Raw genomic sequence first — 14,552 nt, forward strand, 5'->3', positions numbered from 1 at the left:
TCCACCTCGCAGGACTCCACCTCGTCGCCATCTTCATCTGGTCAGCAACGTGATCCGAAAGAAACGGCTAGGCCGGGGTCGGGGAGAGGGGGCGGGTGAAGCGCAGGGCGGGGTGGCCGTCGAGGACGGTGGTGACCGTTTCTGTGAAGCCGTTGCGGGTCAGGACGGTCCGTGAGCCGGTGTTGGCGACGGTGGCCGCCGCGTTCAGGGTGCTCAGGCCGTAGGCGGTGGCCGCGAGCGTGCACGCCTGCTGGACGGCTGTGGTGGCGAGGCCCTGGCCGGCGGCCTTCTCGGCGATGCGGAAGCCGAGTTCGGCTTCGCCGTCGGCGAGGTCGACGAGGTTGACGCGGCCCACGATCGCGCCGGTGTCGTCGACGAGGACGTGGAAGCGGCAGGTTCCCGCGGCCTGTTCGGCGAGGAGGGCGTCGAGGCGGGCGGCGAAGTGGGTGAAGTAGTCGTCGCCGCGGTCGGGGACGTGGGCGGCGAAGTAGGCCCGGTTGTCGCGTTCGAAGGCGAGCAGGGCCTCGGCGTGGCCGGCGTGCAGGGGTTCGAGGCGGGGCATGGGGGAACGGTACGCGGCCGGGCGCGGGACCGGGCGGCCGGGTGGGACGTGGCCCGGCCACCCGGTGCGGGGTGGGGGCGGTCCTGGTCACCGTGTGCGGGTGATCCAGCGCTGCAAGGCGGCGTGGGTGGTGTCGTCGAGGGCGCAGAGCGCGTCGATGGCGGCGAGGTCGCCGGGCAGCGGGGCGATGCCGGCGGTGGTCAGGGCCGCGTGCAGGTCCAGGCGGCGGCGGTCGGCCGGCTCGAGCGGGAGGGGGACGCGCTGTCCGGGACGGGGTGCGGGCAGCAGGTAGTCGTCGGTTGCGCCGGGGAAGCGGTAGGGGTCGATGGTGGTGGTCCCGGTGGTGTGCCAGGCGGTCATGTCGTCCTCCCAGAGGTGGTGCGGTGTGTGTGGTGGCAAGGACTGCGCTGCGGGCGGCGGCAGTTGCAGTACGGGAGGATTGCCACCCGAATGTCCCCTATGGCATTTCGTCACATGACAGTTCGTCACATCAGTGGTGGTGTGACGGACACACCGGCCCGCCCGACGTGCGGGCGGGCCGGTGCGGACAGGGCCGAAGGCCAAGGGGCCGAGGGCCGGGTTCCGTTCGGGTTCCGGTTCAGACGCCCAAGCAGCGGTGGGGCGATCCGTTGCCGGACAGGTGGGCGTCCCAGATCCAGCCGGCTCCGGGGACGTAGGACCAGGTGTTTCCGAACTCGTTGACGATTAAGCAGCGGACCTCGATCCGCGTGCCGGCCGCGTAGGTCTTCAGCCGGTAGCACTCGCCGTAGGGGCCCATGCGCAGCGGTGCGGCGTCCAGGGCGGTGTGGGTGGTGGTGTACGGGTTGTCGGCGCGGGTGGGGGCGGCCTGGCTGCACCCGTCGGCGGGTGCGGCGGTGGCCGTGGTGGTGGCGCAGACGGTGGCGGTCAGGGCCGCGGCGGTGGCCATGACCGTCGCGGTGGTGCGGTGGCGGAGCTGTCGGTGCGGGCGCGTGGCGGCTGCCTCCTGCGTGTGGTCGGCGGTGATGGGCGGTCACCGTGGCACGGGGCGGGAGGCCCGGGGGTGTCCGGGACGTGTCCCGGACACCCCCGGGCGGGTGGGTGCGGGTCAGGGGGTCCAGACGCCGGTGGCGGCGGTCTCGCGGGCGAAGTCGGTGAAGTCGCGCGGGGCGCGGCCGAGGACCTGCTGGACGCCGTCGACGAGGTGGGCGTTGCGGCCGTCGAGGAAGACGGCGAAGACGTCGGCGTAGGTCTGGTCCTGGCCGGCGTCCTTGAGGACGGTGCGGTACTCCTCGACGGTGACGGGGCGGTAGGTGATGGTGCGGCCGGTGGCCTTGGACAGTTCGTCGGCGATGTCGGCGAAGCTGAGCAGGCGGGGGCCGGACAGTTCGTAGGTGCGGCCGGTGTGGGCGGGGTCGGTGAGGGCGGCGACGGCGACGTCGGCCACGTCGTCGGCGTCGACGAAGGGGGCGACGGTGTCGGCGGCGGGGACGGCGAGTTCACCGGCGAGGACCGGTGGCAGGAAGAAGCACTCGGAGAAGTTCTGGTCGAACCAGTTGGAGCGCACGACGGTCCACTCGGCGCCGGAGGCCTTGAGCTGGTCCTCGGCGGCGCGGGCGCCTTCCTCGCCGATGCCGGAGAGCAGGACGATGCGGCGGACGCCGGCGGCGACGGCGGTGCGGCAGAACGCGCCGACGGTGTCGGCGGCGCCGGGGAATGCCAGGTCCGGGTAGTAGCTGAGGTAGACCGAGCCCATGCCGTCGAGGGCGGCGTCCCACGTGGCGGGGGCGTTCCAGTCGAAGGGCGGGGTGCCGGTGCGCGATCCCGTACGGGGCCGCAGGCCGCGTAAGGAGAGCCGTTCGGCGACGCGGCGTCCTGTCTTGCCGGTGCCGCCGGTGACGAGGGTCGGACGGGTGGCTGCTGTGGGTGTGTCAGGTGTCATGCGTGCCAGTCAAACCGAGCGGTTCCGGGCGGCGCCAGGTTCCTCGAGTCGGAGCCGAGGATTCCTGGCGGCCGGGTGGAGTGCGGTGAGACGTACCGGGAGGGTGTGGTGTCCGTACGCGATGAAACCTTCGGTGGGGGGCGGTCCGCCGGGTGCGGCGGCGAGGTGGAGGCCGGGGAACCGGTCGAAGAGGGCGGGCAGGGCGACGGCGGCTTCCATGCGGGCGAGCGGGGCGCCGGGGCAGAAGTGGACGCCGTGTCCGAAGGCGAGGTGTTCGGCCGCTCCTCTGCCGGGGCGGGTGATGTCGAACCGGTCGGCGGTGGGGCCGTGTTTGCCGGGGTCGCGGCCGGCGGCGGCGTAGGCGGCGAGGATCGCCTCGCCCTTGCGGATGGTGGGGCCGCCGGGCAGGGGGATGTCCTCGACGGCGTAGCGCAGGGGGACGTTGGCGACGCTGGGGGCCCAGCGCAGGGTCTCTTCGAGGGCGTCGTGCCAGGACACGTCGCCGTCGAGGACGAGGCGCAGTTGGTCGGGGTGGGTGAGCAGGGCGTGGACGGCGTTGCCGATGAGGTTGACGGTGGTCTCGTTGCCTGCGCCGATGACGAGCAGGAGGGTGTCGAGGAGTTCCCTTTCGCTCAGGTGGGATCCCTCGTCGTCGCGGGCGGCGACGAGTGCGCTGGTCAGGTCGTCGCCCGGGTGGCGGCGCCGGTGGGCGACGAGGGCGGCGAGGGCTTCGTCGACCTCGTGGACGGTCTGTTCGGCCTCGTCGGGGGTGAGGGTGGTGTCCATGGCGCGGGCCATGAGGCGGGCGAGGCGGGGGCGGGAGGTTTCGGGGACGCCGAACAGGTCGCAGATGACCTGCATGGGCAGGGGGTGGGCGTAGGCGGCGCGCAGGTCGACCACGGTGCCGGGGGCGGTGTCCTCGAGGGCGTCGAGGAGGCGGTCGGCGGCGTGCCGGACGCGGGGCAACATGGCCTGGGTGCGGCGGCCGGTGAAGGCGGGGGCGACGAGTTTGCGCAGCCGGCGGTGTTCGGGGCCGTAGGCGGTGTCCATGTTGTGGACGCCGACCCAGGTGCGGATCCAGGTGTCGTGGTGTTCGCCGCGCTGCCAGGCGGGCCAGTGGCGGCGTGGGTCCTTGGAGACGCGGTCGTCGGTGAGGAGGGCCTTGAGGAGGTCGTGGGTGTTGATCGACCAGGCCTGGATGCCGGCGGGGAGTTCGACGAGGACGGCGGGGCCCAGCGCGCGCAGGCGGGCGGCCTCGCCGTGCAGGTCGCGGCCGGCGGGGTCCAGGACGAACGGCCGGGGGCGCGACGGTGCGGTGGTGGCGGGCCGGGGCGGGTGCGGGTGGGTCACGGGGTGCTCCTCGGGGCTCGGGCTCATGCCGGGCGGGGGGCGGTGTCGATGCGGGCGAGACCGCGGGCGTGGCGGCGGGCCTTGCCGCGGGAGACGGCGAGCGGGTCGAAGTCGTCGCCCCGGTGGGGCAGCAGGGAACGGTCGGCGAGGACGGCGCCGCGGGTGACCTCGGGGACGAGCCGGCGGCCGAGGATGCTGGAGGCGCACATCATGGCGCCGGTGGCGACGCCTTCGATGCCGGAGCCGTAGCGGATGCTGGTGCCGACGACGTGCAGTCCCTCGACGCAGGTGGTGGTGTCGGGGCGTTCGCCGGTCGCTCCCCAGCCGGCCAGGCCGTAGGGGGTGCCGCCGCGGGAGTGGATGTAGCGCTCGTGGGTGAGGGGGGTGGCGGCCTCGAGGTGGGTGATGTGGCCGCGGAAGGGGCCGAGTGCCTCCTCGGCGGCGTTCAGCATGGCGTCGGTGAGTTCTTGTTTGCGGCGCCGGTAGAGGTCGGTGCGGCGGTAGTGGCCGCCGTCGGCGGGCGGGGCGTCGGCTCCCCAGTAGGCGTGGTCGGGCGGGACGAGGGTCATCACCTGGAAGTTGCTGTGGCCTTCGGGGGCGATGTTGCGGGCGCCGGGGTCCTTGAGGGAGGAGAAGGACACGAACAGGAACGGCATCGGGTCGATGCGGTGTTCGGCCAGTTGTCGGAAGCCGGTGTCGATGTCGGTGTGGCGGTACCACCACAGGTTGGCGTTGGGACGCTCGGGGAGGGTGGTGTCGAGGGCGATGTACAGGACGGCGAAGGGCAGCGACATGGTGGAGCCGCGGGTGCGTTCGGCGGTGCCGGGCTCGAAGTGCTCCTCGCCGACGAGGTTCTGGACGGTGCGGGTGTAGTCGGCGTTGGAGACGACGAGCGGTGCGGTGAGGACTTCGCCGTCGGTCAGGGTGACGCCGTGGGCGCGGCCGGCGGTGACGAGGATGCGTTCGACCCGGGTGCGGGTGCGGACCTCGCCGCCGTGCGACTCGATGACTTCGACGAGGCCGGCGGGCAGCATCTGGCCGCCGCCCTTGGGGTAGTAGGCGCCGTGGAGGTAGTGGTCGATGATCGCCGCGTGGGTGGGCAGCGGGCACCGGGCGGGCGGCAGTCCGTAGGTGGGCGCGTGGGCGGCCAGGACGGTACGGGCCCGGGTGGAGAGGCCGCAGTGGTCGAACAGGTCGGCCAGGGTGCGCTGTTCCCAGGCGGTGAAGGCGGGGCTGCGGGCGGCGAACTGCTCGTCGGTGAGGTCCGTCTCGCTGAGCAGGGCGCCGCGTCCTTCGGCGCCGACGGCCGAGCAGATCGAGGTGAACGTGTCGATGCCGGCGGCATCGCCGGGTAACGCCTCCTTGAGGCGTTTGCGGTAGCCGTCCCAGCCCGCGGGGACGTCGAGGGTGAGGCCGGGGACGACGATGCGGTCGAAGCCGTCCTGGTCCATGGGCAGGTAGGTGATCCGGTCGGCGAGGCCCAGGCCGCCGAAGACGGACGGCAGCAGGCCGCCGGGGCCGCAGTCGCCGAGGTAGTGGATGCCGACGTCGAACTCGTAGCGGCGGCGGCGCCGGAAGACATGGCTGTTGCCGCCGGCGACGTCGTGCTGTTCGAGCACGAGGACGCGCAGTCCGCTCACCGCGAGGTAGGCGGCGCAGACGAGGCCGCCGATGCCGGAGCCGACGACGACGGCATCCCACTCTTTGCGTTTCGCCATGCTGCGAGCAAAGCGGGCGGCTCGCAACAGGCGTGCAAGGCGACGCGGACGGCGACGCTCCGGTCCGGGGCGGGTGTGGTGCCGGGGGTGCCCTGGGTCTGGAGGGGGCGGCCGGGCGGTCAGGCGGTGGCGGGCCGGGCGGGGCCGAGCAGGCGGGTGGTGAGCTCGTCGATGAGGGCGGGGGCGTGGCCGTCGAGGACGGCGGGGACGGTGAGGTCGTCGACGATCATGCCGTGGACGGCGAGGTGGAGCAGGACGACGTCGGTGCGGTCGCCGGGCAGTCCGGCGTCGAGGTGGAAGCGGACGGTCGTCTCGAGCTCCGCGGCGAGGGCCTTGTCGAGTTCGGCGCCCAGTTCGGGGCGGCGGGCGCCCTCCAGGCGCAGTTCGAGCATGGCCAGGTAGCCGGCGCGGTCGGTGTCCGTGCGCTGGTGGACCTGGCGCAGCAGGCGGGCGACGAGGTGGTGGTCGCGCGGGGCGGTGAGCGTGTCGGCGAGCTCGGCGGGGTCGGGGGTCAGGCGCTCGCGGGTGCGGCGCATGATCTGGCCGAGCAGTTGGCCGCGGTGGGTGAAGTAGTTGGAGCAGGTGCCGACGGGGACGCCGGCTTCGGCGTCGACCGCGCGCAGGGTCAGGCCGCGCATGCCTTCGCGGGCCAGGACGTCGATGGCCGCGTCCAGCAGCGCGGTGCGGCGTTGTGGGTTGTGTCGCATGGTCCTTCTCCGTCACGCCACCGGTATCGCATCGGATGGAGTACTGCGCCTGGAGCGCTTTGCCAGCGTACAAGGCGGTGCCCCTCCCGCCGGGCGGCCGGCGGGGGCCGCGCGGGGGTGATTCCGCGGTGTTCAGGCCGTGGCGGCGAGGCGGGTGATGCGGGGTGCGGCGGGGGCGGCCGCGGGGGCGGCGCTCTCGGCGGCCACCAGGGCGAGGAACTCGTCCCAGTCGAAGACCCGTTCCGCCCGGTGGGCGGTGATCGGCCCGTGGCACCACAGCACGGGACGCGGGTGGCCGGCGTCGACGAGGGCGTCGCAGTTGCCGGGCGAGTCGTCGAGGAAGACGTCGGTGAACCGGCACGCCTTGTCGGCGGCGATGGTCAGCGAGTCGACGGGGAAGTCCCAGGCGGCCAGCCACGCCGCCGTGCGGTTCCAGGCCAGCGGCGCGGGCACGCCGGTGATCGCGCGGGCCGTCACGTAGTGCAGGCGGTGGCCGGCGCGGGCCAGTTCGCGGACCGCTTCGAGCGCGCCGGGCAGCGGGGCTCCCTCGGTGAACACCACGTTGTCGTGCACCCCCCGCCCGCACAGCGCGAAGAACTCCTGCTCGCTCAGGCCCCATTGGTGCACGTACCAGTCCCACGACTCGGCCTTGGCCGAGCAGGGGCGCCCCAGGGTGTCCTCGGCGTAGCGGGCGACGACGTCGACGAAGGGGTAGAGCACCCCGTCGATGTCGAGACCGATGTCCAGTGTGCGGGTCACGGCTGCCTCCTTGACCTCGTACGGCGTTCAGGCGGCCGCCGGGCCCCCGGGGGGCGGTGCCGCCCGGTCGGCATCGTGGACCGCCGCACGCAACGCCGTCGCAACGTGCCCGCAAGCGGCGTTCCGGCGGGGCGGGGCGGGGTGGACTTGCACCGCGCTTGCTCCTTGCGGGATTTGCTGGCCTGCGGACGCCGGGACCGTTCGCCAACGCCGAAAGGCAGCTCTTGTGACGCAGCAGCACGAACATGCCGAAGCCATCGCCGTCGTCGGGATCGGCTGCCGCCTGCCGGGCGGGATAGACACCCCCGAGGCGTACTGGACGTTCCTGACCGAGGGCCGTGAGGCCGTCGGTGATCTGCCCGAGGGACGCTGGGACGCCTACCGGGGCCGGCCGGGCACGGCACGTGCGCTGGCCGGCGCGCCGCGGCGGGGTGCGTTCCTCGCCGACGCGGCCGGTTTCGACGCCGCGTTCTTCGGGATCACTCCGCGCGAGGCCGAGTTGATGGACCCCCAGCAGCGGCTCACGCTGGAGGCGGGCTGGGAGGCGCTGGAGGACGCGGGGATCGCCCCGCACACCCTGGCCGGTTCGGACGCGGGCGTGTTCATGGGCGCCGGGTCCGACGACTACGGGCGGCAGATGCTCGATGACCTTCCCGCGATCGAGGCCTGGTCGGGGATCGGCGCGTCGCTGTGCGCGATCGCCAACCGCCTCTCTTACGTCCTGGATCTGCGCGGGCCCAGCCTCGTCGTCGACACGGCCTGTTCGTCCTCGCTGGCCGCGCTGCACCTGGCCTGTCAGAGCCTGCGGGCCCGCGAGTGCACGCACGCGCTGGCGGGCGGGGTGCATCTGGTGGCCGCCCCGGGCCTGTCGATGGTCCTGGACGCCGCGGGAGCCACCTCCCGCGACGGGCGTTCCAAGTCGTTCGACGCGTCGGCCGACGGCTACGGCCGCGGCGAGGGCGTGGGGGTCGTGGTCCTCAAGCGGCTCTCGGACGCGCTCGCCGACGGCGACCCGGTACGGGCCGTGATCCGCGGCAGCGCGCTGGCGCAGGACGGCCGCACGAACGGGATCATGGCGCCCAGCGGCGCCGCGCAGGAGCGGGTGGTGCGGGCCGCGCTGGAGCAGGGCGGCGTCGAGGCGTTGTCGGTGTCGTTCGTGGAGGCGCACGGCACCGGCACCCGGGTGGGCGATCCGGTGGAAGTGGGTGCGCTGGCCCGGGTGTTCGGGGCCGGACGGGCCGCGGAGCGGCCGTGTCTGATCGGGTCGGTGAAGGCCAACGTCGGGCACCTGGAGGCGGGCGCCGGGGTCGCCGGGGTGATCAAGGCGGTGCTGGCGCTCCAGCACGGCGTGATCCCGCCGACCGCGAACGTCCACGAGCTCAATCCCGACATCGACTGGGCCGCATCGGGGCTGGCGGTGCCCACGGAGCCGGTGCCCTGGCCCGCGCAGGACACGGTGCGGCGGGCCGGGGTGTCCGGCTTCGGCTACGGCGGCACCGTCGGCCACGTCGTACTGGAACAGGCCCCGGACACGGCGGACACCGCCCCGGGCGGTACGGGGGCGGCGGCCGGGAACGCGGCTGCGGCGGGCGCGGCGGTGGCGGACGTGGCTGCGGGTGCCGCGCGCACCGAGGGTTCGGGCGACGCGGCGGGACCGGGACTGTTCGTGGTGTCCGGGGCGTCCGGGGACGACGTGCGGGCGCAGGCCGCCTCGCTCGCGGCCTGGCTGCGGGACGAGGGCGCCGGCGCGCCCCTGGACGGTGTCGCGCACACGCTGATGGCCCGTCGCAGCCATGCCGTGCACCGGGCCGCGGCCGTCGCGCAGGACCACGGCGGGCTCGCCGCGGCGCTCGAGGTGATCGCCGAGGGCGGCACCGCGCCGGCCGCGGTCGCGGGCCAGGTCCTGCCCGGTGGCGGGGACGGCGCGGTGTGGGTGTTCTCCGGGCACGGCTCGCAGTGGGAGGGCATGGGCCGCGAACTGCTGGCCACCGAGCCGGTGTTCGCCGCGGCGGTCGACCGTCTGGAGCCGGTCTTCGCCGAGGAGCTCGGCATCTCGCCGCGCCGGGTGCTGAGCGAGGGGCCGCTGGGCGGGACCGACCACGTCCAGCCGATGATCTTCGTGGTTCAGGTCGGGCTGGACGCCCTGCTGCGTGCCAAGGGCCTGACGCCGGCCGCCGTGGTGGGCCACTCGGTCGGCGAGATCGCGGCCGCGGTCAGCGCCGGGGTGCTCGGCGCGGCGGACGCCGCCCGGCTGATCTGCCGCCGCTCCGTCCTGCTGCGCCGGGTCATGGGGCGCGGCGCGATGGCGATGGCGGGCGCCGGGTTCGAGACCGTCCAGGGTCTCCTGGGGGACCGTACGGACGTGGTCGCCGCGATCGCCGCCTCCCCCGCCTCGACCGTCGTGTCCGGCACGCCGGAGGCCGTCGAGGAGGTGTGCGCCCGTCTGGAGGCGCAGGACGTGATGGTGCGGCGGGTCGCCTCCGACGTCGCCTTCCACAGCCCGCAGATGGACCCGCTGCTCGGTGAACTGGCGAAGGCGGCCGACGGGTTGGACGTGCGGGAGCCGAGTGTGCCGCTGTATTCGACCGCGTTGGAGGATCCGCGGTCGACCGCCGTGCGCGACGGCGCCTACTGGGCCGCGAACCTGCGCAACCCGGTCCGCCTGGACGGTGCGGTGCGGACGCTGGCGCAGGACGGGCACCGGGTGTTCGTCGAGCTGTCCGGGCATCCGGTGGTCACCCACTCCGTCGGCGAGACGCTGGAGGCGGCCGGTCACGACGACGTGCTCGTCACCGCCACGCTGCGCCGTGAGCGGCCCGAGCGGGCCACCCTCCTCGCCCACCTGGGCGCCCTGCACTGCCACGGCGCCGCCGACGGCCTCCACGTGCCGCGCGGTCCGCTGACCGCGCTGCCCCGCCGGGCCTGGCAGCACGTGCCCTACTGGCGCACCCCGTCCTCGCAGGGGCCCGTGGCGGAGGAGCACGACACCGGCTCGGGCACCCTGCTGGGCGGGGAGGTGACGTGGGCGGGTGCCGTCTCGCCGCGGCTGTGGCGGACCCGGCTCGACGAGGACTGCCGGCCCTACCCCGGCTCGCACCCCATCCACGGCGTGGAGGTCGTCCCGGCCGCGGTGCTGCTGAACACCTTCCTCGCCGCCGGCGGCACCGACACGCTGCGGGACGTGGCGCTCAAGGTGCCGGTCGCCGTCACCGGCGAGCTGGAGGTGCACGTGGTGCGCGACGACAGCGGGATCCGTCTCGCCTCCCGCCGCACCACCGCCGTCTCCCCCGCCTCCGCCGGTACGGACGGCGGCGCGGCGCAGGCGGGCTGGAGCACCCACACCACGGCACGGCTCACCTCCGGCCGTGCCGGGGGCGGTGAGGAGGGAGGCGGTGACGACGAAGGCCGTGATGTCGCGGGCCGTGCCGGTGACGGCGGGTGGGACGAGTCGGCAGCCGTGGTGCTGGACCCCGGGGCGGTGAACGAGCGGCTGCAGGCGGTCGGTGTCGCCGATGTCGGATTCCCCTGGCAGATCACCGCACTCGCCTCCTCCCGCGGGCAGGTGCGTGCCCGGGTGCGGCCCGCGCCCGACGGGGACCTGTCCCCCGCCCTGGCCCGGGCCTCGCTGCTGGACGCCGTCTTCTCCGTCGCCCCGCTCGTCTTCCCCGCCGACGGCGGGCTGCGGATGCCCGCCGCGGTGCGCCGCGTACGGCTGCCGCTGGCTCTGCCGGAGACCGTCACCGTGCACATCAGCCCCTCCCCCGCAGGCGGCGACGCGACCGACGCGGTCGTCCGCGGCGAGGACGGGCAGGTCCTCGGCGTCCTCGAGGGACTGGTGTTCGCCACCCTCGACGGCGGCACGGGCAGCGGCCCCGGGCTGGTGCCGCAGCGCCTGACCCACACCCTCGGCTGGTCCCCCGCCGCGCTCACCGCCGAGCCCCGAACCCGGCTGCGGACCCTTGCCCTGGTCGGCGACGGCGCCCCCGCCGGGCTCGCCGACGACGTCACCCGCGCGCTCGGCGAGGCCGGACTGCGCTGCCTGCACGCGAAGGACGCCGACGCGCTCGGCGGCCTGGTCGACGAACTCGGCCCGGGCGACGCGGTCCTCGTCCTCCCCGACGTACGGGGGCCGCTGGCCGACGCGGCGCGCCGCTCCGCGTGGCGGCTGGCGTCGACCGCCCAACTTCTGCTGGAGCGCTGCGGATCCCTCCCGCCGAGGCTGTGGGCGCTGACCCGCGGCGCCTGGGAGGCCGCCGGCGACGACGCGGTCGCGCAGAGCGCCCTGCTCGGCCTGGTCCGCATCGTCGCGGGCGAGCACCCGGAGCTCAACGCCCGCGCCGTGGACCTCGACACCGGCACCCCGCCCGCTCTCCTCGCCGGGCCGCTGGCCGAACTGTTGCGCTGCGCACCGGAGGCGGACGTCTACCGGGTGGGCGGGGACGGGGTACGGGCAGCCCGTCTCACTCCCCTGGCGCCGGACCCGGACGGCCGGGACGCGGGGCCGGGAGCGGGCGCGTGCCGGGCGGACGGGACGTATCTGATCACCGGCGGGTTCGGCGCGCTGGGTCTGGAGGTCGCCGACTGGCTGGCCGGCCGGGGCGCGCGGCGGATCCTGCTCGCGGGGCACACCGCCCTGCCGCCGCGCCGCAGTTGGCCCGCCCAGAGCGACCCGGCCACCGTGCGGCGTATCGAGGCGGTCCGGCGGCTGGAGGCGTGCGGGGTGAGCGTGACGAGCGTGGCCGTCGACATCGCGGACGCCGCGGCGGCCCGCGCGGCGCTGGACACCGACACGCTCGGCCTGCCGCCCGTGCGTGGTGTGGTGCACGCCGCGGGCGTCCTCGACGACCGGATGCTCGGCGACCTCGACGAAGCGTCGCTGGAGCGGGTGCTGGCGCCCAAGGCGGGCGGGGCGCTGGTGCTGCACGAGCTGTTCCCGCCCGGCAGCACCGACTTCTTCGTGCTGTTCTCCTCCGTCGGCTACCAGCTGGGCCTGACCGGCCAGTCCAGCTACGCCGCCGCCAACGCCTGCCTCGACGCCCTCGCCCGCCACCGGCAGGCCGCCGGCGACAGAGGCAGCACCGCCTACGCGTGGACGTCGTGGCGCGGCGCGGGCATGGCCGTCAGCGACTTCGTCGACGCCGAACTCGCCGACCGCGGCAGCGGTTCCGTCGAGCCGGCCGATGCGCTGCGGGCCTGGGAGTACGCGCTGGGCTGCGGTCCGCGGCCCTACGTCGCCGTCCTGCCGGTCACCGGAGCGACCGGCCTGCCCGTCCTCGGTGACCTGTCCGCGCCGGGCGGAGAAGCGGCGGGCGGGCCGGACGAGACGGCCGCGTTCCGGGCCGACGGGCTCACGCAGGATGAGCTGGGCGCTCTGCTGCTGGCCGAGGTCGGCCGGCAGATCGAGGCCGAACTCGGGCTGAGCGCCGAGCGCCTGGACGTGCACCGGCCGCTGACCGAACTGGGCCTGGACTCGGTGATGACGCAGGTCCTGCGGCGCGGCCTGGAGCGGCGGCTGGGGGTGAAGTTGCCCGCCACGCTGGTGTGGAAGCACCCCACGGCCGCCGCCGTCGCCGCGTTCCTCACGACCCGGCTGGCCCCCTCCCCCGCGTAGTGCCTCCCCCGCGCCCGTCCCCGCGCCGCGCTCGCCGTCCCCGCTTCCGTTCCCCCTCCCCGTGCCCGTTCCTGTGCCGTCACGAAAGGACCGTCCCATGCGCCACGACGACATCCACCTCGCCGCCACCGGTGCCTGGCACCCCAAGACGGTGCCGGTCGACGAGGCCGTCGCCGACGGCCGCTACAGCCGCGAGTACCAGCGGGCGACCGGGCAGCAGCGGGTCGCGGTCTGCGACGACGACGCCGACTCGCAGCCCGCGATGGCCATGCGGGCGGCGCGGGCCGCGCTCGGCCGGTCGAGGATCGGGGCCGACCGGTTCGCGCTGCTGCTGCACGCCGTGGCCACCCACAACGGACTGCCCGGCTGGAACGCCGCCTCCTACCTCCAGCATCACGTCCTGGACGGGCACGGCGTCTCGCTGGAGATCCACCAGCTGTCCAACTCCGCCGTCGGCGCCCTGGAGTTGGCGTGCACGCATCTGGCGGCCGGCCCGGCCGGGCGGGCGGCGATGATCACCGCCGCGGACCGGTTCGGCGACGGCGCCTGGGACCGGTGGCGTGCCGCGCCGCCGGTGTTCGTCTTCGGAGACGGGGCGAGCGCCGCCGTGCTGACCCGCGGTGAGGGTTTCGCCCGGGTCGTGTCCACCGTGTCCGTCGCCGACACCGGCCTGGAGGGCATGCAGCGCGGCGCCATGCCGTTCTCCGCCGACCCGCGGGCCGGCTATCCGATCGGCTTCTTCGACCGGGTGATGGAGTTCTCCGACACCCTCGCCGGCGGGCTCGACGAAGCCAAGCAGCGCATGGCCGACCTGATGCACCGGGCCGGTGCGCAGGCCATGGCGGAGGCCGGGATCACCGCCGCCGACGTACGGTGGGTGGCCGGGCCGGCGCTGGGCCGCGAGGCGCTGTACGAGCAGTGCCTGGACCCGCTGGGCATCGACATCGACCGCTCCACCTGGCCGTTCGCCCGCCGGGTGGGCCATGTGGGCTGCACAGACCAGTTGGCCGCCCTCGACGACCTGATCGTCTCCGGCGCGATCGAAGGGGGCGAGAGGGTGCTGGTCGCCGGGCTGGGCGGCGGCTACAACTGCACGGTCGCCGTGCTGGAGTTCACCGCCGCACCCGCCGTTCCCGCCGGACCGGAGGCCGGGGAATGTCGCTGACGCCGGCCGTGGTGCGGATGCCCGAGGACGTGCGCCGCTGCCTGGAACCCGGCCGCTACGTCGACAGCGCCCACCCCGCGGTGCGGGAGGCCGCGGCCCGCGTCGCGCCGGGCGCGCACGGCGTCGACAAGGCACGGGCCCTGTACGAGCAGGTGCGCGACCGGATCGGCTACTGCAGCATCCCGCCGGGCCGGGCGATCTCCATGGGCGCGTATCTGCGGGACAAGGAGACCTACCGGGCCAGCAGCGTGCTCGCCGAGGGGCACGGCTTCTGCGTGAGCAAGGCGTCGCTGCTGACGGCGCTGGCGCGGGCGTCGGGCATCCCGGCCCGGGTGGCGTTCGCCGACGTGGTCAACCACCATCACACCGGGCGGCGGCTGCGGGCGGCGACCGGCACCGACGTGTTCGCCTGGCACGGTTACAGCGAACTGTGGCTGGAGGGCCGCTGGGTGAAGGCGACCCCGATGTTCCACCGCGCACTGTGCGAACGGCTGGGGGTGGAACCGACCGACTTCGACGGCCGCAGTGACGCGCTGCTGCCCGACCGGGACCGGCGGGGCGCGGCGTTCTTCTCCTACGCCGTCCGGCACGGCAGCTTCCACGACGTGCCGGCCCGGTTCCTCACCACCCAGATCCCGCAGCGCTACCCGGGGCTGGACGAGTACCGGCAGTTGGCGGACCCGGGGCCGGCGGCGTGACGGCCCGGGCCGTGGCGCAGGTTCCTGGCACTCGACGGGCCACCGGCGCTGCCGCCCGGGC

Annotated in this window: 11 protein-coding genes; 3 read left to right on the plus strand and 8 right to left on the minus strand. The window is 74.8% G+C overall.

Translation table 11 applies throughout. From position 1 onward, the window contains the following. Positions 1-67: 67 nt before the first annotated feature. The 8 genes from GLX30_RS00335 to GLX30_RS00370 form a co-directional block, all read right to left on the minus strand. On the minus strand, positions 68-562 hold the full coding sequence (locus tag GLX30_RS00335; protein WP_159682219.1) for a GNAT family N-acetyltransferase: 495 nt from the start codon (positions 560-562) through the stop codon (positions 68-70). Positions 563-649: 87 nt separating this feature from the next. After that, positions 650-922: a hypothetical protein gene (locus GLX30_RS00340; protein ID WP_159682221.1), complete on the minus strand. Its 273-nt coding sequence runs from the start codon at positions 920-922 to the stop codon at positions 650-652. Positions 923-1,160: 238 nt separating this feature from the next. Continuing rightward, entirely contained in the window at positions 1,161-1,490 is a 330-nt protein-coding gene (locus GLX30_RS00345; RefSeq protein WP_159682223.1) for a hypothetical protein, read from the minus strand. A 159-nt stretch (positions 1,491-1,649) separates the two neighbouring features. Continuing rightward, positions 1,650-2,483 (minus strand): NmrA family NAD(P)-binding protein, encoded by an 834-nt coding sequence (locus tag GLX30_RS00350; protein ID WP_159682226.1) that lies wholly within the window; start codon positions 2,481-2,483, stop codon positions 1,650-1,652. 9 nt (positions 2,484-2,492) lie between these two features. After that, on the minus strand, positions 2,493-3,833 hold the full coding sequence (locus tag GLX30_RS00355; RefSeq protein ID WP_244257923.1) for a cytochrome P450: 1,341 nt from the start codon (positions 3,831-3,833) through the stop codon (positions 2,493-2,495). Between the two features lie 23 nt (positions 3,834-3,856). Continuing rightward, on the minus strand, positions 3,857-5,551 hold the full coding sequence (locus tag GLX30_RS00360) for an NAD(P)/FAD-dependent oxidoreductase (RefSeq protein WP_159682231.1): 1,695 nt from the start codon (positions 5,549-5,551) through the stop codon (positions 3,857-3,859). Between the two features lie 119 nt (positions 5,552-5,670). Continuing rightward, the gene (locus tag GLX30_RS00365; protein ID WP_159682233.1) at positions 5,671-6,258 is read right to left on the minus strand and encodes a TetR family transcriptional regulator; all 588 of its coding nucleotides are present in this window, start codon (positions 6,256-6,258) and stop codon (positions 5,671-5,673) included. 132 nt (positions 6,259-6,390) lie between these two features. Beyond that, positions 6,391-7,017: a hypothetical protein gene (locus GLX30_RS00370; protein ID WP_159682235.1), complete on the minus strand. Its 627-nt coding sequence runs from the start codon at positions 7,015-7,017 to the stop codon at positions 6,391-6,393. A 226-nt stretch (positions 7,018-7,243) separates the two neighbouring features. On the opposite strand from GLX30_RS00370, the gene GLX30_RS00375 reads away from it, so the two are divergent. From GLX30_RS00375 to GLX30_RS00385, 3 genes are all read left to right on the plus strand, one after another. Then, the gene (locus tag GLX30_RS00375) at positions 7,244-12,628 is read left to right on the plus strand and encodes a type I polyketide synthase (RefSeq protein WP_244257924.1); all 5,385 of its coding nucleotides are present in this window, start codon (positions 7,244-7,246) and stop codon (positions 12,626-12,628) included. Positions 12,629-12,725: 97 nt separating this feature from the next. After that, complete coding sequence (locus GLX30_RS00380) at positions 12,726-13,793, plus strand: ketoacyl-ACP synthase III family protein (protein WP_159682239.1); 1,068 nt, start codon at positions 12,726-12,728, stop codon at positions 13,791-13,793. Next, positions 13,784-14,491 (plus strand): transglutaminase-like domain-containing protein, encoded by a 708-nt coding sequence (locus tag GLX30_RS00385; protein ID WP_159682241.1) that lies wholly within the window; start codon positions 13,784-13,786, stop codon positions 14,489-14,491. The genes GLX30_RS00380 and GLX30_RS00385 overlap by 10 nt, the downstream gene beginning before the upstream one ends. The last annotated feature ends 61 nt before the right edge of the window (positions 14,492-14,552 follow it).

The organism is Streptomyces sp. Tu 2975 (assembly GCF_009832925.1).
In the GTDB taxonomy this organism is placed as follows: domain Bacteria; phylum Actinomycetota; class Actinomycetes; order Streptomycetales; family Streptomycetaceae; genus Streptomyces.